Origin of the sequence: Oceanisphaera sediminis, from assembly GCF_039539745.1 — a bacterium.
Lineage (GTDB): Bacteria > Pseudomonadota > Gammaproteobacteria > Enterobacterales > Aeromonadaceae > Oceanimonas > Oceanimonas sediminis.
Window position 1 is genome coordinate 46,543 of record NZ_BAABDS010000042.1, and the last position, 26,588, is coordinate 73,130.

Annotated in this window: 22 protein-coding genes and 2 tRNA genes; 17 read left to right on the forward strand and 7 right to left on the reverse strand. The window is 56.0% G+C overall.

What is annotated here, in order from left to right; translation table 11 throughout:
• A complete protein-coding gene (gene bamC, locus ABD827_RS15325; protein WP_344965553.1) occupies positions 1-1,002 on the forward strand; it encodes an NlpB/DapX family lipoprotein in 1,002 nt (333 codons plus the stop codon).
• A 119-nt stretch (positions 1,003-1,121) separates the two neighbouring features.
• A complete protein-coding gene (locus ABD827_RS15330) occupies positions 1,122-3,470 on the forward strand; it encodes a DNA polymerase II (RefSeq protein ID WP_344965554.1) in 2,349 nt (782 codons plus the stop codon).
• A gap of 89 nt (positions 3,471-3,559) precedes the next feature.
• Here the strand turns inward: ABD827_RS15330 and ABD827_RS15335 are convergent, their stop codons facing one another.
• From ABD827_RS15335 to ABD827_RS15350, 4 genes are read right to left on the reverse strand one after another with little or no spacing between them, the layout of a single operon-like run.
• Positions 3,560-3,787 (reverse strand): hypothetical protein, encoded by a 228-nt coding sequence (locus ABD827_RS15335; protein ID WP_344965555.1) that lies wholly within the window; start codon positions 3,785-3,787, stop codon positions 3,560-3,562.
• 3 nt (positions 3,788-3,790) lie between these two features.
• Positions 3,791-4,462, reverse strand: coding sequence for a M15 family metallopeptidase (locus tag ABD827_RS15340; protein ID WP_344965556.1), 672 nt, complete (start codon positions 4,460-4,462; stop codon positions 3,791-3,793).
• Positions 4,459-5,592: a succinyl-diaminopimelate desuccinylase gene (gene dapE, locus ABD827_RS15345; RefSeq protein ID WP_344965558.1), complete on the reverse strand. Its 1,134-nt coding sequence runs from the start codon at positions 5,590-5,592 to the stop codon at positions 4,459-4,461. The genes ABD827_RS15340 and dapE overlap by 4 nt, the downstream gene beginning before the upstream one ends.
• A gap of 12 nt (positions 5,593-5,604) precedes the next feature.
• Complete coding sequence (locus ABD827_RS15350) at positions 5,605-5,955, reverse strand: ArsC family reductase (protein ID WP_344965559.1); 351 nt, start codon at positions 5,953-5,955, stop codon at positions 5,605-5,607.
• A 293-nt stretch (positions 5,956-6,248) separates the two neighbouring features.
• Between ABD827_RS15350 and ABD827_RS15355 the strand changes: the two genes are divergently transcribed.
• The 13 genes from ABD827_RS15355 (at position 6,249) to ABD827_RS15415 (ending at position 21,545) form a co-directional block, all read left to right on the forward strand.
• Positions 6,249-7,334, forward strand: coding sequence for a GGDEF domain-containing protein (locus ABD827_RS15355; RefSeq protein ID WP_344965560.1), 1,086 nt, complete (start codon positions 6,249-6,251; stop codon positions 7,332-7,334).
• A 128-nt stretch (positions 7,335-7,462) separates the two neighbouring features.
• Complete coding sequence (locus ABD827_RS15360; RefSeq protein WP_344965562.1) at positions 7,463-9,160, forward strand: NAD-dependent malic enzyme; 1,698 nt, start codon at positions 7,463-7,465, stop codon at positions 9,158-9,160.
• Between the two features lie 292 nt (positions 9,161-9,452).
• Entirely contained in the window at positions 9,453-10,763 is a 1,311-nt protein-coding gene (gene tig / locus ABD827_RS15365; RefSeq protein ID WP_298719141.1) for a trigger factor, read from the forward strand.
• An 88-nt stretch (positions 10,764-10,851) separates the two neighbouring features.
• Positions 10,852-11,475: an ATP-dependent Clp endopeptidase proteolytic subunit ClpP gene (clpP, locus tag ABD827_RS15370; protein WP_298719140.1), complete on the forward strand. Its 624-nt coding sequence runs from the start codon at positions 10,852-10,854 to the stop codon at positions 11,473-11,475.
• Positions 11,476-11,558: 83 nt separating this feature from the next.
• On the forward strand, positions 11,559-12,839 hold the full coding sequence (gene clpX, locus ABD827_RS15375; protein WP_298719138.1) for an ATP-dependent protease ATP-binding subunit ClpX: 1,281 nt from the start codon (positions 11,559-11,561) through the stop codon (positions 12,837-12,839).
• A 185-nt stretch (positions 12,840-13,024) separates the two neighbouring features.
• The gene (lon, locus tag ABD827_RS15380; RefSeq protein WP_344965563.1) at positions 13,025-15,376 is read left to right on the forward strand and encodes an endopeptidase La; all 2,352 of its coding nucleotides are present in this window, start codon (positions 13,025-13,027) and stop codon (positions 15,374-15,376) included.
• 174 nt (positions 15,377-15,550) lie between these two features.
• The gene (gene hupB / locus ABD827_RS15385; RefSeq protein ID WP_338044058.1) at positions 15,551-15,877 is read left to right on the forward strand and encodes a nucleoid-associated protein HU-beta; all 327 of its coding nucleotides are present in this window, start codon (positions 15,551-15,553) and stop codon (positions 15,875-15,877) included.
• Positions 15,878-15,994: 117 nt separating this feature from the next.
• Positions 15,995-17,890, forward strand: a complete 1,896-nt coding sequence (locus tag ABD827_RS15390; protein WP_344965565.1) for a SurA N-terminal domain-containing protein — start codon at positions 15,995-15,997, stop codon at positions 17,888-17,890.
• Positions 17,891-18,108: 218 nt separating this feature from the next.
• Positions 18,109-18,750 carry a UvrY/SirA/GacA family response regulator transcription factor gene (gene uvrY / locus ABD827_RS15395; protein WP_298719130.1) on the forward strand — a complete coding sequence of 214 codons (642 nt, stop codon included), beginning with the start codon at positions 18,109-18,111 and terminating at the stop codon, positions 18,748-18,750.
• A 6-nt stretch (positions 18,751-18,756) separates the two neighbouring features.
• Positions 18,757-20,586: an excinuclease ABC subunit UvrC gene (gene uvrC, locus ABD827_RS15400; protein ID WP_344965566.1), complete on the forward strand. Its 1,830-nt coding sequence runs from the start codon at positions 18,757-18,759 to the stop codon at positions 20,584-20,586.
• 47 nt (positions 20,587-20,633) lie between these two features.
• On the forward strand, positions 20,634-21,182 hold the full coding sequence (pgsA, locus tag ABD827_RS15405) for a CDP-diacylglycerol--glycerol-3-phosphate 3-phosphatidyltransferase (protein ID WP_344965568.1): 549 nt from the start codon (positions 20,634-20,636) through the stop codon (positions 21,180-21,182).
• A 178-nt stretch (positions 21,183-21,360) separates the two neighbouring features.
• Positions 21,361-21,434, forward strand: a tRNA-Cys gene (locus ABD827_RS15410).
• Positions 21,435-21,458: 24 nt separating this feature from the next.
• Positions 21,459-21,545 (forward strand) — tRNA-Leu (locus ABD827_RS15415).
• Positions 21,546-21,675: 130 nt separating this feature from the next.
• On the opposite strand, the gene ABD827_RS15420 is transcribed toward ABD827_RS15415, so the two are convergent.
• Both ABD827_RS15420 and ABD827_RS15425 read right to left on the reverse strand, forming a co-directional pair.
• On the reverse strand, positions 21,676-22,365 hold the full coding sequence (locus ABD827_RS15420) for an RES family NAD+ phosphorylase (RefSeq protein ID WP_344965569.1): 690 nt from the start codon (positions 22,363-22,365) through the stop codon (positions 21,676-21,678).
• A complete protein-coding gene (locus tag ABD827_RS15425; protein ID WP_298719122.1) occupies positions 22,362-22,766 on the reverse strand; it encodes an MbcA/ParS/Xre antitoxin family protein in 405 nt (134 codons plus the stop codon). Before ABD827_RS15425 ends, ABD827_RS15420 begins: the two co-directional genes overlap by 4 nt.
• A 691-nt stretch (positions 22,767-23,457) precedes the next feature.
• On the opposite strand from ABD827_RS15425, the gene ABD827_RS15430 reads away from it, so the two are divergent.
• Together ABD827_RS15430 and ABD827_RS15435 are read left to right on the forward strand one after the other, a co-directional pair.
• Entirely contained in the window at positions 23,458-24,741 is a 1,284-nt protein-coding gene (locus ABD827_RS15430) for an AAA family ATPase (RefSeq protein ID WP_344965570.1), read from the forward strand.
• Positions 24,731-25,168: a hypothetical protein gene (locus ABD827_RS15435; RefSeq protein ID WP_344965571.1), complete on the forward strand. Its 438-nt coding sequence runs from the start codon at positions 24,731-24,733 to the stop codon at positions 25,166-25,168. Before ABD827_RS15430 ends, ABD827_RS15435 begins: the two co-directional genes overlap by 11 nt.
• Before the next feature lie 74 nt (positions 25,169-25,242).
• Here the strand turns inward: ABD827_RS15435 and ABD827_RS15440 are convergent, their stop codons facing one another.
• Complete coding sequence (locus tag ABD827_RS15440) at positions 25,243-26,466, reverse strand: SNIPE associated domain-containing protein (RefSeq protein ID WP_344965572.1); 1,224 nt, start codon at positions 26,464-26,466, stop codon at positions 25,243-25,245.
• Positions 26,467-26,588: the final 122 nt, after the last annotated feature.

Sequence of the window (26,588 nt, forward strand, 5' to 3'; positions counted from 1 at the left end):
TTGAATTCAAAAAAAATAGTATTAAGCCTGCTGGCCATGAGTGTATTGGCCGGCTGCAGCAATCCCGAAACCCGAGCGCAGGCAAACCGGGGGTTTGACTACCAGGATGCCAAGCTCAGAACCACGCCCTTGCTGATCCCGGCCGGACTGGAAGCACCGGAATTCAACAGCGAATACGTGATTCCGGCTCCGACCCAGGGCGTGATTGGCGGCGTGACCGGCAAGGCGGTAGACGTGCGGCCCCCGACTCAGGTGCTGCCACTGGTACGTGGTACCGAAGCCATGGATAGCGATATCGGTAGTGGTCTCTGGTTTTATCAGCAACGGCTGGATCAGCCACTGGAACAAGAGCTGAGCCAGGCGCTGGCCGCCTTCTTCAAGGGGCAGAAAGCCGAATTCAGCCAGACCGCCCAGGGCTGGCGCAGCGATGGTCGGGCCATCGGCAACGAACAGCAGCAATTCAGCTGGCAGCTGGTGCCGGATGCAGTGCGCCGCGCGGTGGCGGTGCAGGTGAGCGCCGAGGGGGCCGATGCCCAGCTGACGCAGGATCGGCAACGAGCGGAAGCGGCCATGTTGAATGCCTTCTCGCTGTCGTATCAGCGTGCGCTGACCAAGCAGCAGGATCTGCTGGATCGCAGCCCGATTCAGCTGACACTGGATCAGGTAGAAGGCCGCTTGCTGACCGACGAAGGCTACGACAGAAGCTGGAAACGGCTGGTTACCCTGTTGCCCAAGCTTGGCTTCGATCTGACCAACCGTCAGCAGGCGCTGGGCTATGTCGATGTGGAATTCGACGGCCTGAGCAAGGGCAAGTGGCGCGATCTGGGGCTGCCGGCACTGGATATTCCCGAGCAGCAATATCGCATTCAGCTCGGTGATCTGGGCGAGCAGAGCAGTATCACCCTGAGCGACAAGAGCAAGGTACCTGTGTCTGCCGACATTCTGAGCCAGCTGGCGCGCACTCTGGGCGATGCCTTTCAGCGCACCGACCTGATCCGCTAAGCCCTACCGACTGTGTCCAATATGACAGGCCCCGTATCGACGGGGCCTGTCATGTTTAACTAAATACCTTCCCCCTCACGCCTCACCCCTCACGTTCCCTTAATGGGTATAATGCCGTCATGACCGAGATCGAGCAGGGCTTTATCCTGACCCGGCACAGCCGTGATCGGGCCGGCAGCACCGAAATCATCTACTGGCTCTGTACCGCACAGGGGCCGGTGCGCTTGCTGCTGTCCGGCGAGCGGCCGCTGCTGATGGTGCCGACCGAGCGGCGGGAGGCGGTGGCACAGAGTCTGGCGCAGGCCGGTATCGGCTATCAATGGGCCGAGCCCGGTTTGCAGACGCTGGAATATCAGCCGGTGGCGGTGCTCTATTTTGCCACCATGGCCGAACACAGGGCCGCGGCGGAGTGCTTGCGTCGTGACGGTATCGGCGTGTTTGAAGACGATCTGCGGCTGCACGAGCGCTTTCTGCTCAGCCGCTTCATCCGGGGCTCGGTCGACTTTATCGGGCAGCCTCAAGCGGCCGCCGGTTATCGGCAGTTCGGTCAGGCCAGGCTCAAACCCGGTGACTGGAGCCCCCGCTTTCGAGTGTTGTCACTCGACATCGAATGCTCGGCCCGGGGCGAGCTGTATTCCATCGGTCTCTACGGCGAGGGGCTGGCGCGAGTGTTGATGATAGGCCAACCTGAGCCCGCAGAGACCGATATGCAGTGGGTGGCGGATGAGCAAGCGCTGTTGAAAGCCCTGGAGCAGGCGCTGAACCGTCACGATCCGGATATTATCATCGGCTGGAATCTGGTCGGCTTCGACTTTAGATTGTTGCTGCAGCGGGCGGCGCTGCACGGGATCAGGCTGCGCTTGGGCCGAGGCGGCGAGGCGGCGTTTCTGCGGGAGTCGACCTATACCGGACAGGTGTTTTTGACTCTGCCGGGGCGGGTGGCGATAGACGGCATCGAGGCGCTCAAGACCGCCTGTTACCAGTTCGACAGCTTCAGCCTGGAATCGGTGTCTCGCCAGTTGCTGGGACGGGGCAAACAGACCGAAGACGTGGAGCACCGGCTGGCGGCCATCACCCGGGACTTTCGCCACAACAAGCCGAAGCTTGCCGCCTACAACCTGGAAGACTGCCGCCTGGTGTGGGACATTTTCGAACACACCCGGTTGCTCGACTTTCTGCGGCTGCGCAGCCAGCTCACCGGGCTGGAGCTGGATCGGGTCGGCGGCTCGGCGGCGGCCTTTACTCAGGTCTATCTGCCGCATCTGCATCGGGCCGGCTTTGTGGCGCCCAATCTGCCCGCCGGTGGCGGCCTGGCCAGCCCCGGCGGTTATGTGATGGACTCCAGGCCCGGGCTCTACCGTCATGTGCTGGTACTGGACTTCAAGAGCCTGTATCCGGCCATTATTCGTACCTTCAGAATCGATCCTCTGGGGCTGGTGTTGGGGCTGAAAGAGGACGATGCCATTCCCGGATTTCGCGGCGCGCGCTTTTCCCGCCGGCGGCACTTTCTGCCGGCCATTATCGAACGATTGTGGCAAGAGCGGGATCAGGCCAAGCGCGAGCGGGACGCACCGCGCTCCCAGGCGATCAAGATACTGATGAATTCCTTCTATGGGGTGCTGGGCTCCGGCGGTTGTCGCTTTTACGATACCCGACTGGCGTCGTCCATTACCCTGCGTGGCCACGAGATCATGCAGCAGACCGCCCGCTGGATAGAGGCCGAGGGCCACGAGGTGATCTACGGCGATACCGACTCGGTGTTTGTACTGTTGACCGGTTATCACGATGAAGATACCGCCAGCGGGGAAGGTGAGCGCCTGGCCACCCTGATGACCGACCGGTGGCGGCAGCAACTGGCCACGGAGCTGCAGCTGGATAGTTGTCTGGAATTGCAGTTCGAACGCTATTATGCCCGTTTTCTGATGCCGACCATTCGCGGTCAGGAGCAGGGCTCGAAAAAACGCTATGCGGGCTTGAGCATCAAAAAGGGTGAAAGCGAGCTGGTGTTCAAGGGGCTGGAGACGGTGCGTTCCGACTGGACGCCGCTGGCGCAGCAGTTTCAGACCGAGCTGTACCGGCTGGTGTTTGATGATCGGGATCCGAGCGATTTCATTCGCCAGACCCTGGCACAGACCCTGGCCGGAGAACGGGATGCCGAGCTGGTGTATCGCAAGCGCCTGCGTCGGCCACTGGCCCAGTATGTGAAGTCACAGCCACCCCAGGTGCGGGCGGCGCGACTGGCGGACGAGCACAATGCCCGACGGGGCGTGCCGTTACGTTATCAGCAGAAGGGGGTGATCCGTTATCTGATCACGGTGAATGGCCCCGAGCCGGTGGAATACCAGACGTCGGCCATCGACTATCAGCATTACGTCGACCGCCAGCTCAAGCCGGTGGCCGACGCCATACTGCCCTTCGCGGGCCTGAGCTTCGATGCGCTGATTGGCCAGCAACTCGGGTTGTTCTAGGGGGAACAGGGATTGGGGATTAGGGAATAGGGATTGGTGGTTGGGGATGGGTGGTTGGGAACTGGCGGTCAATCCCCAGTCCCTAGTCCCTATTCCTTGGTTCCTTTGTCCTTATCATCCTTGTCGTCGGGGTGGTAGCTGCCGGGGGGCACGCCCCAGTCGTCTTTCTTGCTTTCTTCGGTGTCCCAGTCTTTCAGGTTCATCTTGTCGCGGTTTTTCTTCACCGACTTTTCAATCTGCTTGGTGTCCTTGAGCGCGCCGACAAACAGGCCGACGACAAACAATAACGGCAGGGCAATCCAGAGCCAGGTGCTCATGGCTTAATCCTCGGTAGTGGTGATATAACGGGCGAAAATCTCGTCCAGTTGTTTAAGGATATGCTTTTTTCCCGCCACTGGCTGCAGCCGCAAGGCCTCGGCCACCAATGAGGGGGTTAGCTGGCTGGCGCAGGCTTCGGCCAGCGGGCGGTAGCTCAGGTGCCAGGGCTCTATCGCCACGCCGCCGCGGTTCTGGGCAAAGGGCCGGTAAAAGCCGAAGCGGCCCATGTTGGCGGCCAGCCACTGGCTGAGCGGATAAAAGTACCCGTCCGCTTCATATTCCCAGGGCTCGAGCTGCAGCTTTTTATTCAAGGGCAGCAGGGTCGGGTCGTAAATATCCAGATCCGTGCCCCAGTGATGGCGGCTGGTGCCGGGCAGGGCGCTCCAGTGCAGGATGGCGAGTATACGCGCAGGCTCGCTCAGGGCCAGCGCATCCAGCGGTTGGCTGTTGGCATCCAGCAGCGGTCGCTTGCCCTCGAACTTGCCGTTCCAGATGGCCAGCTGGCGCTCGAAGCTGCGAAAGCTCGAGGCCGGCATCAAGTGAAAACCGGCCTCGCTCGCCGCCGCCTGCATGGCCATAAAGGCGTCTCTGGCGTCGGCCTGCAGCCGGTGGCCCGGCTCGTTCAGCGCCACCAGATGGGTATCGCTCAGGCCCAGCAGGCAGAGTGGGTTCATGCCAGCAGACGGTCCAGAATGCCTTCGTACATGTCGGTAAGCAGTTCCAGATCGGCAATTTTCACACATTCGTTGAGCTTGTGAATTGTGGCGTTGACCGGGCCGAGTTCAACGACCTGCGCGCCGGTCTGGGCGATGAAGCGGCCGTCGGAGGTGCCACCGGTGGTGAGCAGGGCCGGCTCCTGATGCTTGACCGCCTTGATGGCCTCCACGGTGGCCTGCACCAGATTCCCCTTGTCGGTGAGGAAGGGCTTGCCGTTGAGCAGCCAGTCGATGTGGTAGTCCAGGCCGTGGGCGTCGAGCAGGCTGTGCACCCGGGCCTTGATGGTGTCTTCGTTCAGCTCGGTGCTGAAGCGGAAGTTGAACTGTACCTTGAACTCGCCCGGAATCACGTTGGAGGCGCCGGTACCAGCCTGCACGTTGGCAATCTGGAAGCTGGTGGGCGGGAAATAGTCGTTGCCGTGATCCCATACGGTGTTGGCCAGCTCGGTCAGGGCCGGGGCCGCCTTGTGCACCGGGTTGTCGGCTAGGTGGGGATAAGCCACATGGCCCTGGGTGCCCTTGACCACCAGATCACCGGTAAGGGAGCCACGACGGCCATTCTTGACCACGTCTCCTACCTCATGGGTGGAGGAAGGCTCGCCCACCAGACACCAGGTGATTTTTTCGTTGCGGGCTTCCAGGGTGTCGATCACCCGGGTAGTGCCGTTGATGAAGGGACCTTCTTCATCGCTGGTGATCAGAAAGGCGATGGAGCCCTGGTGATCCGGGTTCGCGGCAATGAAGCGTTCGGTGGCGACGATCATGGCCGCCAGCGACCCTTTCATGTCGGCGGCGCCCCGGCCGTGCAGGTAACCGTCGATGTCGGTGGCTTCAAACGGCGGTGTGTGCCACTGATCCAGCGGGCCGGGCGGCACCACATCGGTATGACCGGCGAAACAGAACAGCGGCCCTTCGCTGCCCCGGCGGGCCCACAGGTTGGTGGTGTCTTCAAACACCATGGTTTCCAGTTCAAAGCCCAGCGCCTTGAGGCGGGCGCCCATCAGCTCCTGGCAGCCTTCGTCTTCGGGGGTCACGGAGGGGCGGTTAATCAGGTCCCGGGTCAGGGCCAGCACGGCAGAGTCAGTCATTCTAATCCTTGATTACTTATTGAATAGGCGGGAATACAGTTCGGGTTTGAAGCCCAGGTGCAGCTCGTCGTCCAGCACCAGCAGCGGTCGTTTGATCATCGCCGGCTGCGCCTGCAACAGGGCGGCGGCGGTGTCCGGGCCCAGGCTGGCCTTGTCGGCGTCCGACAGGGCGCGATAGCTGGTGCCTCTTTTGTTGAGCACCTGCTCCCAGCCCAGTTGTTCCAGCCAGTGTTGCAGTTCGGCCGGGTCCAGACCGTCGGCTCTGTGATCGACGAAGCGATATTCGATGCCGTGTTGATCCAGCCATTTGCGGGCCTTCTTGACGGTGTCACAGTTTTTGATGCCGTAGAGTTTGATGGTCATGATGAAGTCCTGTTGGGGCATGGGCGGAATTTTGTCACTTAAGCCCGCGCCCTGCAACACGCCACCGGGAAAGAACAAAACTTCAACCGTCTCAATGATTTTTAACCATCGGCAATATAAACTGGCGCCCGGTGCGAGCTTTGGGTACTGTTTGCGTTTTTTGCCATTTCTGTCGTCGTGATGCCGCTGCCGTGCTCGCGCGACCATCGGCGTTACCATCGGCCAGAGCGGCATGGAACGCGTTATTCTGCTTGTTTGCCGTTTAATCATTAAACAAAGAAAAGGGGAAGGGGTTGGAACTCAAGGAATACTGGAGTGATAACTATCACTCTCGGGATTTTAAGCTCATCCGCATCGGTGTGGTTGCCGTTCGCTTTCGCTGGTTGGTGACCCTGCTTATTATCGGCATTGCCGGCTGGATTGCCGTCGACTGGTGGGTACTGGATCCGGCTCATTTCAAGCTGCTGTGGAAGGTGCGATTGATCACCAGCGTGATGCTTACCCCGCTGCTGCCGCTCAGTTACCTGTGCAAGCTCAATCGTCGCTGGATGGTGTTGTCGCTCTTTGCGCTGCTGGGCATTCTGCTGCTGTTCAATCTGGTCAGCCTGTGGAGCTTTCGCGACGGGGTGCCCATTCCGGTCGGCTACATCGCCTTCCCCTATTTTCTGCTGGCCTTGCTGGCGGTGCTGCCGCTGCCGGTACGCTCCGGCCTGCGCGCGGCGGTGGTGGTGATAGTGGCGATACTGGCCACCGATTACTGGCTTGACTCCCGCACCCTGGACAATGGCGAGCTGATCGACCGGGTCTGGCTGTTGCTGTGTTTCAGCCTGTCGATGATCTGGGTGCAGGCCGGGCAGTTGCGCATGTTGCTGGATTTGTACCGGGAGTCGACCCGGGATCCGCTGACCCGGCTGATGAACCGCCGCCTGTTTATGCGTCAACTCGAGGATACCCGTCGGCACAGTCGTCGCGAACAACCCTATACCCTGATCCTGTTCGATCTCGACAAATTCAAACGCATCAATGATGAACATGGTCACCTGATGGGGGACGAGGTGCTGGTCAGCGTGTCCACCACCATCATGGATATCTTCGGTAAGGACGCGACGGTCGCTCGCTATGGCGGTGAGGAGTTCATAGTACTGCTGCCCGAGACCGAGCTGGAGCAGGGGGTACGGCAGGCCGAAACCCTGCGGCTGGCGGTGGAGTCCCAGCCGGTGGAAAATCCGCTGGACGAGAGTGAAGTCATGGTGACCCTGAGTGCCGGTGTGGTGGCAGGGCACAAGGACAGTGATCTCGAGGCGCTGCTGAATCAGGCCGATGAAGCGCTGTATGAAGCCAAAAGCCAGGGTCGCAATTGCGTGGTGGCACATCGGTAGTCTATTGGCCGTATAAGCACGCGCCGATGGTGGTTTGGGAAGGGGGCTTGGCTTATACTGGCCGGCGAGCCCCCTATTATTCAAATCATAACTTTCCCTTCGGGATTTATAACTAAGCGAGATGTCTTATGCCCCAAGAGCATCATGAAAAACGTGCCCTTTATGTACCCTATGCAGGCCCGGCCCTGCTGGAAACCCCGCTGTTGAACAAAGGCGGCGCCTTCTCCAAGGAAGAGCGAATTTCGTTCAATCTGGAAGGGCTGTTGCCCCACAACATCGAGACCATCGAAGAGCAGGCGTCGCGGGCATATAAACAGTACACCTCCTTTCAGAACGATCTCGACAAGCATATTTATCTGCGCAACATTCAGGACACCAACGAGACCCTGTTCTACCGTTTGGTGCACGACCACCTGAGCAAGATGATGCCCATCATCTATACCCCGACCGTGGGCAAGGCGTGTGAAGAGTTTTCCAATATCTATCGTCGCGCCCGGGGGCTGTTCATTTCCTACCCGGACCGGGATCGTATCGACGACATACTGCAGAATGCCACCAAGCAGAACGTCAAGGTCATAGTGGTGACCGACGGCGAACGTATTCTGGGTCTGGGCGATCAGGGCATCGGCGGCATGGGCATTCCCATCGGCAAGCTGTCCCTGTACACCGCCTGTGGCGGTATCTCTCCGGCTTATACCCTGCCGGTGGTACTGGATGCGGGCACCAATAATCCGCAACTGCTGAAAGATCCCATGTACATGGGCTGGCGCAACCCGCGGGTGACCGGCGAAGAATACGAGCAGTTCGTGGATGCCTTTATCGAGGCGGTCAAGCGTCGCTGGCCCAAGGTGCTGCTGCAGTTTGAAGACTTCGCCCAGAAAAATGCCATGCCGGTACTCAACCGTTACAAGGATGAGCTGTGCTGCTTCAACGATGACATTCAGGGCACCGCCGCCGTTACCCTGGGCTCACTGATCGCGGCCTGTCAGGCCAGCGGCAGCAAGCTGTCCGAGAAAAAAGTGGCCTTCCTCGGCTCCGGCTCTGCCGGTTGCGGTATTGCCGAGCAAATCGTGGCGCAGATGAAGGCCGAAGGCCTGAGCGATGCCAAGGCGCGCGAGCGGGTGTTCATGGTGGACCGCTTCGGTCTGATCACCGACAACATGCCCAATCTGGTCGACTTTCAGCGTCCGCTGGCCCAGTCGCTGGAAAACCTGCAGGACTGGACCGTGGCCGGCGAGAATATCTCGCTGCTGGAAGTGATGCAGAACGGCAAGCCCGATATTCTGATCGGGGTATCCGGCCAGCCGGGTCTGTTCACCAAAGAAGTGATCCAGACCATGCACGCCCACTGCGAGCGACCCATCGTATTCCCGCTGTCCAACCCCACCTCCCGGGTAGAAGCCACGCCGGAAGACATCATCAACTGGACCGACGGCAAGGCACTGGTTGCTACCGGCAGCCCCTTCGCGCCGGTGGAGCACAAGGGCAAGCTGTACGAGATTGCCCAGTGCAACAACTCCTACATCTTCCCCGGTATCGGCCTGGGCGTACTGGCCTGTGGCGCCAAGCGCGTGACCGATGCCATGCTGATGTCGTCCAGCCGTGCCCTGGCGGCCTGCTCGCCGCTGGCCATTGATGGCGAAGGCGCCTTGCTGCCGCCGCTGGAAGACATCCAGCAGGTGAGCCGCCAGATCGCCAAGATGGTGGCCAAAACCGCCCAGTTGCAGGGCCAGGCGTTGCAGATTTCCGACGCCGCGTTGGATGAAGCGATTGAAGCCAACTTCTGGCAGCCGGAATACCGCAAATACCGTCGCGTCTCGTTCTAATGTGAGCGACAGTCACGGGTAAAAAAAGGCATGCTGCGGCATGCCTTTTTCATGGCGTGGCAGATAACGACATTTTGTGCGGCCGTTTTCATTGAAAAGCTCGAGTTCGGCCCCATATTGCTTAACCTGAGTCGTAGCGACGCTCGACGCTGCCGGGATGCCCCGTTATAATGCCGCGTCTAATTTGCCGAGAAGACATTTGTCTTCACCAGGATTCAAGGAAGCAGCCCAGGCTGTTTTAAATCAATCACAGGGTCAGCACCACGGTGCTGAAGAAAATTGAGGTAGAAGAATGCAAGTTTCTGTAGAAACGACTCAAGGCCTGGAGCGCCGCCTGACCATTACCGTACCTGCCGACAAGGTAGAAGGCGAAGTAAACAGCCGCCTGCGTCAACTGGCCAAGACTCGCCGCATCGACGGTTTCCGTCCCGGCAAGGCGCCGCTGACCGTTATCAAGAAAATGTTCGGCTCTTCCGTTGAAGCCGACGTGGCCGGCGACCTGATGCAGCGCAACTTCTTCGAAGCGGTGATCAGCGAGAAACTGAACCCGGCCGGCATGCCGACCATGGAGCCTTCCGCGCTGAAAGCCGGTGAAGACTTCACCTTTACCGCGACGTTCGAAGTGTACCCGGAAGTGGAAGTAAAGGGTCTGGACGCCGTCAGCGTTGAAAAGCCCCAGGCTGAAGTGAACGATGCCGATCTGGACAAGATGATCGACACCCTGCGCAAGCAGCACGCCGACTGGGTTGCCGTTGAGCGCGAAGCCACCACCGACGACCGCGTGACCATGAACTTCGTGGGCTCGGTTGACGGCGAAGAATTCGAAGGCGGCGCCGCCGAAGACTTCGTCCTGGTACTGGGCTCCGGCCGTATGATCCCGGGCTTCGAAGAAGGTCTGATGGGCAAGAAAGTCGGTGACGACTTCACCCTGGAAGTGACCTTCCCCGAGGAATATCACGCCGAAAACCTGAAAGGCAAGCCAGCCCAGTTCGCCGTTGCCGTGACCAAGGTTGAAGCCCAGCAGCTGCCCGAGCTGACCGAAGAATTCGTACAGCGTTTCGGCATCGCCGACGGCAACGTTGACGGTCTGAAAGCCGAAGTACGCAAGAACATGGAACGCGAACTGGCTCAGGCCCTGAAAGCGTCCGTGAAAGAGCAGGTTATCGACGGTCTGCTGGAGCAGAACCCGGTTGACGTACCCAAGTCGCTGATCGACAACGAAATCGAAACCCTGCGCAAGCAGGCGCTGCAGCGTTTCGGTGGCATGGATCCCAACAATGCCCCGCAACTGCCGGCCGAGCTGTTCCAGGAACAGGCCGAGCGTCGCGTACGCGTGGGTCTGCTGCTGGGTGAAGTGATCAAAGCCAACGAGATCAAGGCCGACGACGCCAAGGTGCAGGAAATCATCGCCTCCATGTCTGCTGCCTACGAAGATCCGTCCGAAGTGGTTGCCTACTACAACGAAAACCCGGAACTGCTGGAAAACGTACGTAATCTGGCCATCGAAGATCAGGCTATCGAGTTCGTGCTGAGCCAGGCCAAGGTGTCTGACAAGCAGGTCAACTTTGATGACGTGATGAACAAGCCGGGCGCTGGCGCTTAAGAACCATTTGACTTAAGCATCAAGCTCTTGCGTATAATGGCCCCAGTGTGAGTGCACTTGGGCCATTTTATTTTGGGGACAATATCTTATGACAAATAATCATAATTCGATGATGGACGGGCCCCTGGCTGCTCTTATCCCCATGGTGGTAGAGCAGACCGCCAAGGGTGAGCGTTCCTACGATATTTATTCTCGCCTGTTGAAAGAGCGGGTCATTTTTCTGACCGGTCAGGTTGAAGACCACATGGCCAACCTGATCTGCGCCCAGCTGCTGTTTCTGGAGTCGGAAAATCCGGAGAAGGATATCTATCTGTATATCAACTCTCCGGGCGGCTCGGTGACGGCCGGCATGTCGATTTACGACACCATGCAGTTTATCAAGCCGAACGTCAGCACGGTTTGCATGGGGCAAGCCGCTTCCATGGGTGCCTTCCTGTTGGCCGGCGGTGCCGCCGGCAAGCGCTTTGCACTGCCCAACAGCCGGGTGATGATTCATCAGCCGCTGGGTGGCTTTCAGGGCCAGGCGTCGGACATCCAGATCCACGCCAAGGAAATTCTGTATATCAAAGAAAAGCTCAATCGTTTGCTGGCCGAACATACCGGCCAGGAACTGTCGATTATCGAGCGCGATACCGACCGTGACAACTTCATGTCCGCCGAACAGGCCAAAGAATATGGTCTGGTCGACGAGGTGCTGTTCAAGCGCGATTGAGCAAAGCGGGGTGGGGTGCTGTACACTCTTTGAACAAGAGGCAAGTAGGCACTCCTCAGCCTGTACGCATACGAGGTGACTGAATGACAGACAAACGCAAGGGCGAAGGGGATGGCGGCAAGTTGCTGTACTGTTCTTTTTGCGGTAAAAGCCAACACGAAGTACGCAAGCTCATTGCCGGCCCTTCCGTCTACATTTGTGACGAATGTGTCGAGCTGTGCGAAGACATCATTCGGGAAGAGATCAAGGATATTTCGCCGAAGCGGGAAGGCGATGCCTTGCCGACGCCGCACGAAATCCGTGCCAACCTGGATGACTATGTCATTGGTCAGGATCATGCCAAGAAAGTGCTGGCCGTGGCGGTGTACAACCACTACAAGCGACTGCACAACGCGGGTGCGACTGAAGGCGTTGAACTGGGCAAGTCCAATATTCTGCTGATCGGCCCGACCGGTTGCGGCAAGACATTGCTGGCCGAAACGCTGGCGCGCTTGCTGGATGTGCCTTTCACCATGGCGGATGCCACCACCCTGACCGAAGCCGGTTACGTGGGGGAAGATGTCGAGAACATCATCCAGAAGCTGCTGCAAAAGTGCGACTACGATGTGGAAAAAGCCCAGCGTGGCATCGTCTATATCGATGAAATCGACAAGATTTCCCGCAAGTCCGACAATCCCTCCATCACCCGTGACGTATCGGGCGAAGGGGTGCAGCAGGCCCTGCTGAAGCTGATTGAAGGTACGGTGGCATCGGTACCGCCCCAGGGCGGTCGCAAGCACCCGCAGCAGGAGTTTCTGCAGGTCGATACCTCCAAGATCCTCTTTATCTGCGGCGGCGCCTTTGCCGGCCTGGACAAGGTGATTGAGCAGCGTATGGACAAGGGCACCGGCATCGGTTTTGGTGCCGAGGTGAAAGCCAAGGACGATCGCTCTTCCCTGAGTGAGATTTTCACCCGGGTCGAGCCCGAGGACCTGGTCAAATATGGCCTGATCCCCGAGTTTATCGGTCGTCTGCCGGTGGTCGCTACCCTGACCGAACTGGATGAAGCTGCCCTGGTACAGATCCTGTCCGAACCCAAGAACGCACTGACCAAGCAGTATGGTGCCCTGTTCGCACTGGAAGACGTAGAGCTGGAATTCCGTGACGATGCCTTGCGGGCGATCGCCCACAAGGCGATGGAACGTAAAACCGGCGCTCGTGGTCTGCGCTCCATCGTGGAAGCGGTGTTGCTCGATACCATGTACGATCTGCCGACCCAGAACGAGGTCACCAAGGTGGTGGTCGATGAAACCGTGATCAAGGGTGAGTCTGCGCCTCTGCTTATTTACGAGAAAGGCGAAACCCAGGCGGCGTCCGGCGACTGAGATTGCCGATGAGCCATCGAAGGGAGGTCATGACGGCTCCCTTTGCCAAGGTGCGTTATTTTTGACCGGATTAAAGGGGCTTTATGCCCCTTTTTCTGTTTTTGCGTGCCGGGTGATTGAATCTGATGATCTCGCCCCCATATACTGCCCAAGCGCTAATAATTGCATCAAGCCGAGAGGACACTATGACCCTAGAGCGTTCCGAACGCATCGAAACCCCTGTTCTGCCTCTCCGTGACGTGGTGGTATACCCTCATATGGTTATTCCGCTGTTTGTGGGACGGGAAAAGTCCATCCGCTGTCTTGAGGCAGCGATGGAGCAGGACAAGAAGGTACTGCTGATCGCACAGAAAGAAGCAGCCACCGACGATCCACTGGCCGATGACCTTTATCAGGTCGGTACCATCGCCAACATACTGCAACTGCTGAAACTGCCCGACGGCACCGTCAAGGTGCTGGTGGAAGGCGGCCAGCGTGCCCGCATGGAGGATCTGCGCGAGCAGGACGGTTACTTCGTCGCCGAGGCCCAGTATCTGGAGACCGCGGCGCTCGAAGAGCGCGAGCAGGAAGTTCTGGTTCGCTCGGCCATTACCCAGTTTGAAAGCTACATCAAACTCAACAAGAAAATTCCGCCCGAAGTACTGACTTCACTGTCTGCCATCGAAGACGCGGCACGGCTGGCCGATACCATGGCCGCGCACATGCCGCTGAAGCTGGAAGACAAGCAGAAGGTGCTGGAAATTGCCGAGGTCGGCGAGCGACTCGAATACCTGATGGCGATGATGGAGTCGGAGATCGACGTGCTGCAGGTGGAGCGCCGTATTCGCGCCCGCGTCAAGAAGCAGATGGAAAAGAGCCAGCGCGAGTACTATCTCAACGAGCAGATGAAGGCGATTCAGAAAGAGCTGGGCGAGATGGACGACGTGCCCGATGAATTCGAGGCGCTGCAGCAGAAGGTTGAAGACGCCGGCATGACCGAGGAGGCGCGGCAGAAAACCGACGCCGAGCTGGCCAAGCTGAAGATGATGTCGCCGATGTCGGCGGAAGCCACGGTGGTGCGTGGCTACATCGACTGGATGGTCGCGGTGCCCTGGAAGAAAAAGTCCAAGGTGAAGAAGGATCTGGCCAAGGCGGAAGAGACCCTGGATGCGGATCACTATGGCCTGGAAAAGGTCAAGGAACGCATTATCGAGTATCTGGCGGTGCAGAGCCGCACCAGCAAGCTCAAAGGGCCCATTCTGTGTCTGGTGGGGCCGCCCGGCGTGGGTAAAACCTCGCTCGGCCAGTCCATCGCCAAGGCAACCGGCCGCAAGTATGTGCGCATGGCGCTCGGCGGCGTGCGCGACGAGGCGGAAATTCGCGGCCATCGCCGCACCTATATCGGCTCCATGCCCGGCAAACTGATCCAGAAAATGGCCAAGGTCGGGGTGCGCAACCCGCTGTTCCTGCTCGATGAAATCGACAAGATGTCGTCCGACATGCGTGGCGATCCGGCCTCGGCGCTGCTGGAAGTGCTGGATCCGGAGCAGAACCACAGCTTCAACGATCATTATCTGGAAGTGGATTATGATCTGTCGGACGTGATGTTCGTGGCCACCTCCAACTCCATGCATATTCCGGGTCCGCTGCTGGACCGGATGGAAGTGATTCGGCTGTCCGGTTATACCGAAGACGAAAAGCTCAACATCGCCAAGAACCACCTGCTGTCCAAGCAAATCAGCCGCAACGGGCTGAAGGAAAGCGAAATTGTGGTGGAAGACTCGGCGATTATCGGCATTATCCGCTATTACACCCGGGAAGCCGGGGTCCGTAGCCTGGAGCGCGATATCTCCAAGCTGTGCCGCAAGGCGGTGAAGGAAATTCTGCTCAATAAAGAAGTCAAGCAGGTCGTCATCAACCAGGACAACCTGAAAAACTACCTGGGTGTGCGTCGCTTCGATTACGGCAAGGCCGAAGAGCACAACCAGATAGGTCAGGTGACCGGCCTGGCGTGGACCGAAGTGGGCGGTGAGCTGCTGACCATCGAAGTGGCCAACGTGCCCGGCAAGGGCAAGCTGTCTTATACCGGCTCCCTCGGCGACGTCATGAAAGAGTCGGTGCAGGCGGCGATGACGGTGGTACGTTCCCGTGCCGATAAGTGGCGTATCAACAACGACTTCTATGAGAAGCGTGATATTCATGTGCACGTGCCGGAAGGGGCGACCCCGAAAGACGGCCCCAGTGCGGGGGTGGCGATGTGTACGGCGCTGGTGTCCAGCCTCACCGGTAATCCGGTGCGCGCCGATGTGGCCATGACCGGCGAGATCACCCTGCGCGGCGAAGTGCTGCCCATCGGTGGCCTCAAGGAAAAGCTGCTGGCCGCGCGCCGTGGCGGTATCAAGCGGGTGCTGATCCCGAAGGAAAACGAGCGCGATCTGGAAGAAATTCCCGACAACATCAAGCAGCATCTGTCCATCCATCCGGTGCGCTGGATAGAGGAAGTGCTGGAATTGGCGCTGGAACAGCCGCCGGAAGGCTTTTCTGTGGCCTCTGCCTGAGCTTTTTCGCCGTAACTCACGGTTTCAGGCTTGTCAGCGGCCCTGACTCGCAGTAGCCTTGGATGAAATTATGTGGCCGGCCACCGACATGGACGATGCCGGTGGCCGGAAACGCAGTGCTTGATAGATCCATGAGCGCTGTCATCCATCAATAACAATATCGAAGTTAAGCTTGTGTCGGCTGCTCAATGTCAGCCGGCCAACGTAAAAACGACAAGGGGAATGACTGTGAATAAATCTCAACTGATCGACAAGATTGCCGACGGCGCCGACATCACCAAGGCCTCTGCCGGCCGTGCGCTGGACGCCTTTGTTGAGGCGGTGACCGAGTCACTGCAAGAAGGTGATCAGGTGTCTCTGGTTGGGTTTGGTACCTTTGCCGTGCGTGAACGTGCTGCCCGTACCGGCCGCAACCCGCAAACCGGTGCAGCCATCGAAATTGCCGCCGCCAAGACGCCGGCTTTCAAGGCGGGTAAAGCACTGAAAGACGCGGTTAATTAAGCGACGCCTTTACTGGACTTTTGGGTCCGAAAGGTCATGGCTCGAAAGGCGCATCAAAGGGTGCGCTTTTTTTTCGGGTAAGACGGCACCTCCGTCTATCGGGAGTAACGACAGCTTATGTTTTTTGACAAATTAAGAGCGGGTGCCCAGGGCACCGTCTCCAAAGTCATTCTGATATTGATTATTTTATCTTTTGCGCTGGCCGGGGTAGGCAGTTATGTCACTCAGCCCACGGCGGAAGTGGCCGCCGTGGTCAACGGCGATGAGATTGGTGCTCAGGCACTGGAAAATGCCTATCGCAACGAGCGGACCCGGCTGGAAAACCAGCTTGGTCCCCAGTTCAGCCAACTGCTGGGCGATCCCCAGTATGTGGCGCAGATCCGCCGTTCGGTACTGGAGCAAATGGTGGAACAGCGTTTGATTGACCAGAAGGTGCAGGAGCTGGGTCTGTACGCCAGCGACGACCAGGTCCGCAACGCCATTCGTGCTCTGCCGGAGTTTCAGCAGGACGGCCGTTTCGATAACGAACGCTACCAGCAACTGCTGGCCCGCAGCGGCATGAGTGCCGAACAGCTGCGTGACAGCGTGCGGCAGGATCTGAGCCGCCAGCTGTTGTTGAATGCGCTGGTTGGCTCGGGTTTTACTCTGGAAGCCGAAGCCGGCTGGCTGGACCGGTTAAGCCGTCAGCAGCGGGATGCCGAACTGGTACGTTTGCCGCTGGCCGACTTCAGTGCCCGGGTCGAGCTGACCGATGACGAGGTGAAAGCCTACTATCAGCAACAACCGCAGCAGTTCCAACGGCCCGAGCAGGTGAAAGTGAATTACCTGCTGCTGGATGCCAATGCGGTTGATGCCTCCGATATCGACGAGCAGACCATCGAAGCCGAATACCAGGCCAACCTGAGCAACTACAGCCAGCCCGAGCAGCGCAAAGTGGCCCACATCATGATCAACAAGGATGATGATGCCGAGCAGACCATCACGGCCATCGGCGAGCGTCTTGCCGCCGGTGAGTCCTTTGCCGAGCTGGCCCAGGCCGAGTCGGATGACGTCTTCTCCGGTGCCAAGGGCGGCGAGCTGGAATGGATGGAGCAGGGAACCCTGGATCCGACGTTCGACCAGGCGGCTTTTGCCCTGACCGACATCGGTGACATTTCTCCGGTGGTCGAGAGCGAGTTCGGCCTGCATCTGATCACCCTGCTGGACAAGCGCGAGAGCAAGATCAAACCGCTGGCAGAAGTGCGCGACACCATTGCCGAGCGTCTGGCCCAGGAAGAGGCGGCAAACGCTTTTTACGAGCAGGAGCAGCGTCTGGCCGAACTGGCCTTCGAGTTTCCCGACTCGCTGGACATGGCGGCCCGGGAACTGGGTCTTAACGTGACGTCGACCGACTACTTCTCTGCCGAGGATGCGCCGGCCAAGCTGCAGGACCCTCGAGTGCTGACGCAGGCGTTCTCCGAGGAGCTGCGTGAGCAGGGTATGAACTCCGAGCTGATCGAGCTGGGCAGTAACAAGGCGGTGGTGATTCATGTGACCGAATACCGTCCTGCCGCTGTACGCGACTTTGACGAGGTGCAAGAACTGGCGCGGGAGCAGGCGGTGGCCGCCAAGGCCATTGAGCTGACCGAGCAGGCGGCGGTTGAACTGCAGCAGGCCTGGGCGGCCGGCGAGCAGCAGGCCTGGCTGGAACAGCATGGCCTGACCGTGACCGAGCTTGAGGATGTGACCCGCGAAAGCGAGCAGGATCCGGCGGTGCTGGACGCCCTGTTTGCCATGCCGGCCCCGACAGACCAGCCCAGCCTGCATGGGGTAGCGCTGGCCGGTGGCGACCAGGTGGTGCTCAAGCTGAATGCGGTCAGTACCCCGGAAGCGCCCTCCGAGTTGCTGGCACAAATTCGCCAGGGGCAGAGCGGCCTGCAGGGGCAGCGTGAATATCTGAGCCTGATTGGTGCGCTCAAGGCCTCGGCCGACATCGAGTATCGTCAGCCCACTTTGCAGAATGACAACTTCTGATAATGCTTAATAAAAAAGGCGCTTCGGCGCCTTTTTTTTCGTTCACCGCGGCCGCTGTATTACACCTCTTTATTGCCAATATCTATTTGATTTGATAATAAAGATGGCAGATACATACGATGGCGAATGTTTTATTTTCGTTGGCATCTTCGCTATGATGCCAAGCTTGGGTGAAAGTGTTATATGATAAGCATGTTAACGCAGTCGGAGAGCATCTTTTGATTAACGTATTCCTGGTTGATGACCATGAGTTAGTGCGCACAGGGATCCGACGCATATTAGAAGACGTCAAGGGAATGAAGGTGCTGGGTGAAGCCAAAAGCGGCGAAGAGGCCGTGCAATGGTGTAGAGAGCAGCATCCGGACGTCGTATTGATGGACATGAACATGCCGGGTATCGGTGGCCTGGAAGCCACCCGCAAGATTTTGCGTTTCAACCCGGATATAAAAATCATCGTCCTGACCATTCACACCGAAAACCCGTTTCCCACCAAGGTCATGCAGGCGGGAGCCAGCGGTTATCTGACCAAGGGGGCCGGGCCGGAAGAAATGATCAACGCCATACGCCTGGTGCACAGTGGCCAGCGTTATATTTCGCCGGAAATTGCCCAGCGCATGGCGCTGAGTCAGTTTTCCAACGAAGAAAACCCGTTCAAGCAGTTATCCGAACGAGAGCTGCAGATCATGTTGATGATTACTCGGGGCCAGCGGGTTACCGATATATCCGAGCAGCTTAATCTGAGCCCTAAAACGGTTAACAGTTACCGTTATCGGTTGTTCAGCAAACTGGATATCAACGGTGACGTAGAGCTGACCCATCTGGCAATCCGTTACGGCATGCTGGACGCAGAAAAGATTTAATGGCGTATGAGCCAGCCCTTTGATGCCAAGGCCTTTCTCAAGGCGGTCACGGATCACCCCGGCGTTTATCTGATGTTTGATGAAGCCGGGGTGATTATTTATGCCGGCAAAGCCAAAAACCTGAAAAAACGGTTGTCTTCCTATTTCCGCACCAACGTCAGCGGCGAGAAGACCCGATCTCTGGTGCGCCAGATTTGTGATGTGCAGGTCACGGTGACCCACACCGAAACCGAAGCGCTGATCCTCGAGCACAACCTGATCAAGCAGCATCTGCCCCGTTACAACGTGCTGCTGCGCGACGACAAATCCTACCCCTACATCATCATTACCGATCATCGCCATCCGCGTATCGGTCTGCATCGGGGGGCCCGCAAGAAAAAGGGCGAATACTTCGGCCCTTATCCCAACGGGGCGGCGGTGCGTGAAAGCCTGCACCTGATGCAAAAGCTGTTTCCGGTGCGCCAGTGTGAAGACAGCGTCTATGCCAACCGCTCTCGCCCCTGCCTCATGTACCAGCTCAAGCGCTGTGCCGGCCCCTGTGTCAGCGGCCTGGTCAGCGACGAGGAATACAGGCATCAGTTGCAACTGGCGCGCCTGTTTCTGCAGGGCAAGAACCAGCAGGTGTTGACCAACCTGGCCGACAGCATGGAGCAGGCGAGTACAGAGCTGCGCTTTGAAGACGCGGCCCGGTTTCGGGATCAGCTACAGGCGCTGCGCCGAGTGCAGGAGCAGCAGTTTGTCAGCGGTAATGTACTGGACGATCTCGACGTGATCGGGCTGGCGGTATCCCGCAGTCAGGCCTGTGTACAGGTGCTGTTTATTCGCCAGGGCAAGGTGCTGGGCAGCCGCAGCTATTTTCCCAAGATGCCGCCGGACACCGACGCCGAAGAAATACTGCAGAGCTTTGTGCTGCAGTTTTATCTGGCCGGCATTGGTGGCAGAGAAGCACCCGCCGAAATTCTGCTCGACCACAGCCTGCCGGATGAAGAGGTACTGAGCGAGACCCTGAGCCAGCATTATGGCCGCCGCATCAAGTTGCGCAGTCGTACCCGCTCCGAGCGGGCGCGCTTTATCAAGCTGGCCAGCACCAATGCCGAAACCGCCCTGGCCAGCCGGCTGGCGCACAAGAGCACTCAACGGCAACGGTTGCTGCAGCTGGAAGAAGCGCTGTCCTGCCCGCCGATTACTCGCATGGAATGTTTTGATATTTCCCACACCATGGGCGAGAAAACCGTCGCCTCCTGCGTGGTGTTCAATCAGGAAGGGCCGCAGAAAAGCGAGTATCGCCGTTTCAACATTAACGGCATTACTCCCGGCGACGACTACGCCGCCATGGAGCAGGCGTTGAGCCGACGCTTTCATCAGGCCGACATCGATAAACTGCCCGATATTCTGTTTATCGACGGTGGCCTGGGACAACTGGCCAGAGCCGAAGAGGTGATAGCTCGTGAGCTGGCCGACAGCCCGCGTCAGCCGCTGCTGATAGGGGTAGCCAAGGGCGTCACCCGCAAGGCGGGGCTGGAGACCTTGGTAATGGGCGGCAGCCATGAAGAGCGGCACCTGCCGGCAGACATGCCGGCATTGCACCTTATTCAGCATATTCGCGATGAGTCGCACCGGTTCGCCATTACCGGTCACCGGGCGCAGCGAGGCAAGGCGCGTACCACCAGCACCCTGGAGACCATTCCCGGCGTCGGCGCCAAGCGGCGACAGTCACTGCTGAAATATCTGGGTGGTATTCAGGAAGTAAAACGGGCCAGTGTGGATGAGCTGGCCAAGGTGCCGGGCATAAGCCAGGCACTGGCAGAAAAAATTCACGATGCGTTGCATCACTGACCCGCATCATGCACCATGTAGCGGCATGATCCACTGGCCTGAAAATAATGATAAATATACCTAATTCCCTGACTTTTTTCCGATTGCTGCTGATCCCGGTATTCATAGTGCTGTTTTATCTGCCGGTGGAAGGCGCCTATCTGTGGGCGGCGGCGGTGTTTACCCTGGCGGCGATAACAGACTGGTTTGACGGCTTTCTGGCCCGCAAGCTTGAACAGAGCACTCCCTTTGGTGCCTTTCTCGATCCGGTGGCCGACAAGGTCATGGTGGCGGCCGCCCTGGTGATCATCGTCGAAGATTACAGCAGCCCGCTGGTCACCATTCCGGCCATGATCATGATAGGGCGCGAGATCATCATTTCTGCCCTGCGCGAGTGGATGGCCGAAATTGGCCAGCGCTCTCAGGTAGCGGTGAGCTGGATTGGCAAATGGAAAACCACCATACAGATGCTGGCGCTGATAGGCCTTATCTGGCAGCAGAGTCTGTACATGATTTGGGGCAGCTATGCGCTCTTGTATGTTGCCACCGGCCTGACTCTGTATTCGGCGTACGATTATCTTAAAGCCGCCTGGGGCGACCTGACCCGCTCGGCCTGAAACGGCATTCGCTGCCCGAGTCTGAATGGGCGAGGGCAGCAGGATGAATAAGCAAAAGCTGCGGTAAAACAGGGTTCTGCGCATAAAAAATGTGCGAACGAAACAAAAAATACAGATTAAAGTTGACTGAGCGACGGCCATCATTAGAATGCGAAGTCATCTGAAAGACCTCTTTTATGGCGCGTTAGCAAAGCGGTTATGCAGCGGATTGCAAATCCGTTCAGTCCGGTTCGACTCCGGAACGCGCCTCCATTTCTTCTGCAAGAAGCATCTACTGCCCGGATGGTGAAATCGGTAGACACAAGGGATTTAAAATCCCTCGCTCGTAAGGGCGTGCCGGTTCAAGTCCGGCTCCGGGCACCATATTCAACAAAAAAGCCGTTCCAACAGCGAACGGCTTTTTTGTGCCCGACGTTCTGGTTGTCGGCCGACACTCTTGCTCGACATCCCGGAATGGCCGGTCACAGCGCCAAGCGTTCGGGACGGACATCATTCAGCTATAGAGCTGCATCTCCAGTACGCTGGTGATAGAACTGCCATTCCAGCAGTATTCAAAATGCTTGGCTTGGTAGAGTTCGGTGATAAGTCTTGGCTTGAAAAGCACAAAACAGTCATTTTCGGCATGCCTGACCGAGCGGTATTTTAATCCATCGGCACCATTACTACGATGCTCGCTCGCGAACGCCTGGCTGTGGCTGTAATCGGTTGGGTGGTAGAGGCTGGAAGACAAATGCTGCGTATCGGTAATGTCTACCAGGCCGGCATTGAAGCGAGCGAAAAGAGATCGCATTTGAATGCGTTGAGCCGGCTCATTGGTATACCCATACAACCGTTCTTGATGATACAAGGTCTCTTTAATCGCCGTATCGAGCGAGGGGGCACAGTAGTAGCCACCAAAGTCGCCCGTGGTAAACCGAGCGCCTTCCGGATTGATATGGGTGAACGCGGCCATGGCATAACTGGCATGAGGTATCCCAACCAGCCAATCCCCTTTGGGCACCAGATTAAGATCGCCGGCTTCTTCTTGTAGCCTCGGATTGGTCATGGCTTCAACCGCATACACGGCTTCCAGTTCGTCGACAGTAGCCACGTCTTCATAAAGATCTATCGGTGGATACTTGCTGGGTATCAGCCGGTAGCATTCCTGCCCTTGAAGTTGTGCCACCTGAGGTTCTTCGCTCAAGCCATTCCTCCACGCCAGGCACTCAGTCTTTTAGACACTTCATACAGGTCGGCAACCCGGCCATGAGTCATCACCTCCATCGCGCTTTTGCCTGCAAAGAAGGGGTGCTGGTTGGGCTTGCGTACCCATCCGTAAACACTGTCTTCGGCAGTGAACAGGATACGCAGACTCTTATGGATGTTGAGGATGTAGCTCATACGCTCCAGTGTGTCCGGGCTTAGACGAATACCGCCATGTTTTGCCTTGTATTTGTTCAATGTTGAACGGGAGTGAATGCCCAGTAGAGCCAGCTGCTCCTGGGTGGAACAGTGCCATTTGTCTAAAATCTTGAACACGACCGGAAGCGCTTTGCTCAGGTCTGGTCCTTGCTTTGATTGGGCTGGTAACACTTGTGACATCATACCACCCTCCTGTTATGTGTAACGCCCGAGGCGATAGCCTTGAGCGCTGTAGTGTTGGTCAACTTAGGTTTACTTTAGTTTATTTGTACATAAATGAACAGTTTTGTTCCGGGTGACCGCTTATATATCCGGCGACTTTGTCCAGTGCTGATCAGGAATGTTGACTAGACATTGCTCAAGTGCGCCGTCATTAGTCAGCAGAGTTCATGTCTCACTGCAGCCCGGGCTTTCTGGCGCAACCCGCTATTGTGTATGACCGAGAGTTCACTAAAGCGGTCAATAGTGACCACGGATGTGTCGAAATGGGTAGCTATTTGAGTCATAATCGACACCTATTGCGTGTATGTATTGCGGCTGAACGGCGCACTGCTGGTTAAACGCCTGCAGTCCGACCTGATGCGGCCTCTACATCAAGAGCGACAACCCGGCCTACCGCGAGATCCACATATCGCCCAGCAACAAACCCGACGATATACGCATCATCGCCAAGTGGACGGGTAAAAAAAATTTAGTGCGTATATGCGCATGCGCAGTATTAAAATGTTATGAAATAAAACTCATTAATATCATGCAGTTATAAGCTATTGGTGATATTTCTGATATGGTTAGATAAGGATTGGCGGCCTGTAACGCTCGGGCGGTAGCGTGCCTTTATGACTTTTTTATAAAATGAATTACACAGAGATTACTTATGAAGTTAGTTGTAAATAATTTTTTAGCTATAAAAAAAGCTGAGTTAAATTTCAATCGATTTAACGTTGTTATTGGAGAGCAAGCTCAGGGAAAGAGTGTGCTCGCAAAGCTAGGCTTCTTTTTCCAAAAGATATTTCTTGCTGAATTAAGGAAAAGTATATTTAACTCAGAGACGGAAAGGGAGTTAAGTGATAGATTGGTTCGTAATTTTCTAACTATATTTCCAAGCTATTATTGGAAGAGTAGTAAGTTTGAGATTTCCTTTTACATGGGGACGACTAGCGTTAAGTTAATTAATGAAAAGAATGCTGGGGAGTATAAAACTAATTTTGAATTTGGCGAGAATCTTTGCTTGATTCATAAAGAGCTTGGTGAGTTTGTAAGAAGTAGAAAAGATAGTATAACATCAAATTTTAGTGATGACGGTGTGAGCCAGGGCCCTGGCGAGCTTCTATCTGAAGTTGGATCTTCTTTTGAAGAAAAAATGAGTTTAATTGGTGTTAATGTTAATGGTTTCTTTTTTATACCTGCGTCTCGAGCATTCTTTTCCACGGTGGCTAGGAATGTTTTTTCTCTTATGGCTGAGAAAATTGAACTTGATCCGTTAATAATGCAGTTTGGTGCTCAGTATGAGACGGTCAGGAAAGCATTTTATAGTAGTGAAGGAAATCCTGCATTTAGAGATATAGTTAGAAAACATCCATCATCTTTGAAAATATCTAGGTTGGTTAACAAGGTGGCTCTTGGTGATTACAAGTTAGAAGATGGTGTGGATTGGTTAGTTCAAGGTAATCGTAAGGTGAAACTAAATCATTCATCTTCAGGCCAACAAGAAGCATTGCCAATGTTGCTGACTCTTTCTAGCTTGGCTATATTGTCGAATAGAGATAAGCGATTTTATATAGAAGAGCCTGAAGCTCATTTATTTCCGAGTTCTCAGAAAAATGTCGTTTCGATAATAGCCACGTTATACAATAACTTTAATGCATCTTTTTTTATTACTACCCATAGTCCTTACATTTTAACAGCTATAAATAACTTGATAGCAGCAAATGATGTGTATCACCAGTCCAAGGTAGCTGAGGATAAAGTCAAAGCGCTTGTTGATAAAGATGAGCTTATAAAATATGAGGATGTTAATGCTTATACTTTAGTTGATGGCGTTCTTAAATCTATTAATGATGATGAAGTAAGGCTGATTGGGGCTAGCATTTTAGACTCGGTCTCTGATGATTTCGATAAGGTATTCGATGGCTTAATGAATATTATGTATGGCAATTAAAATGGATTTTATAAAAACAGAAGAGAAAGAGAGCGGGAGTGTTGTTTCAAGGAGAGAAAAGGGGAAAAGCTTTTCTTTGATTAATAAAGGTAGAAAGGATGTCTCCGTATTTCAGGTTGATGGTGGGTTGATTTGTGATGGCAGTAAGAAAAGGTGTGATTATTTATTTGAAGCTAACGCTATAGCAAAAGCGTTTTATGTGGAATTGAAAGGGTGTAATATAGAGGATGCCATTACTCAGTTAAAAGCTACGCTAGCTTACAGAGAAATGATTGATAGGCATAATGATAAAACTAGAGTATGCCATGTGGTAGCCAATCGTGTTCCTAAATCAGGCCCTAGTTTACAAGTTTTAAAGAAAAAATTTCTATCTGAAACAAAGGTTCAGTTATTTGTTAATACTAGGCAGCATAGTGAGGAAATATAGAGTTATTAAGTTGGCTAGTAATTTTTCCTGTGAATAATGTATATTGATTTTCTTACCAGCCTTCAACTTTTATATTAGGCTACTGCCGTGGTTTGAAGTTTTTTGGTAATACTGAGTGATTCTCGGTACTCAGCCGCTTCTGCTTTCATGGTCCAATGCACTTCATTGATACCTTGTTGCTCCACAGCCTGGCGAATTTCGGCCAGGTTCAGGCTGAAGAACTCTTTGCGTGGGTTCACTTTGTTGACGGAAGCATCGTCAAAGCGGCGGTGCAGTTCTTTTTCCAGCGTTGGGGCATCGTCGCTGTAGATCATGGCATGCACATCAAAGTCGAAGGGCACTGAGGCGTCGCCCAGTTCTTTCACCCGATCCAGTGGCTCCAACCTGCGAGTCATGCCGATTTTGAATACCTCTTCACCAAAGCTGCCGATGTTGCTGATCACATAAACGTGGCCACGGCGGGTTTGCTGTGCCATAGAAATGGCGCGTTGGCCCTTAGCCTCGGCATCGTGCAGCTTGGCTTCCAGCTCTGCCAGTTGGGCTTCAAACTGCTGGCGTTGCTCATCGTTGGCTCCGGCCAGTTCTTTGCGTGCTGCTTCCAGTGCCTTCTGCAACATCCTCTCTTCTTTCTCGGCCTCCTTGATGGCCTTTTCCATATCCCGGCGGGCTTTTTCTTCTTCGCGCATCTGTTCACGAATTTCGCGCTGTTCTTCCAGCTCAATCTGGCGTAGCTCGTGGGTGGCTACGGCCCATTTCAGTTCGTCCAGGCGGGCATCCAGATACTCGCGTTTAATACGGGCATTACGGAAAGCCAGGCCGTTGTGGTTAACCAAAGCAAACGCGTCCAGAATCTCCTGCTTAATTTTGCCGTAATTGTCTTTTTTCACCTTAGCCAGAGCCGAGTCGACCTTGCCGTTGAAGGCATCTACGGCAAAGTGAATGGCATAGGCCCGGCGGTTGGCTTCAGCATAGTCGCAGTCACCGGCGTGGCCATTTTTGACCATGTCGCGCATACGCTTACGCGCTTGCTTTAACTGCTCGCCTGCTTCTTTATGGCTGTACTCTTCGGCCAGTTCGTCCAGCACGGCATGGTTAGGAACGATGTAGTCGTCCTTATAACCTTCTATGGTATTGCGCATGGCTCGAACAGTGGCTTCATAGAGATCAAACTTTCCTTTGGCTTCCAGGGCATCTCCTGCTATTTCTTCGGCACGCTTCTTGGCAAATTCAAGAACATTATTTGCCTCTGAGCGGGCTTGCTGTTCTAGCTGCTCGGCCTTTTGGCGAGCAGTATTCATTCGATTGCGCGCTTCGGCTCTCAGGCTGGTCGCTTCTTCCTTCAGTGCATTGTGTAGTGGTCAACAAAAAGTGGCCACGGTTTTAGAGCTTTTCCAGAACCGCCGTTCAGACTCGTTTGGTG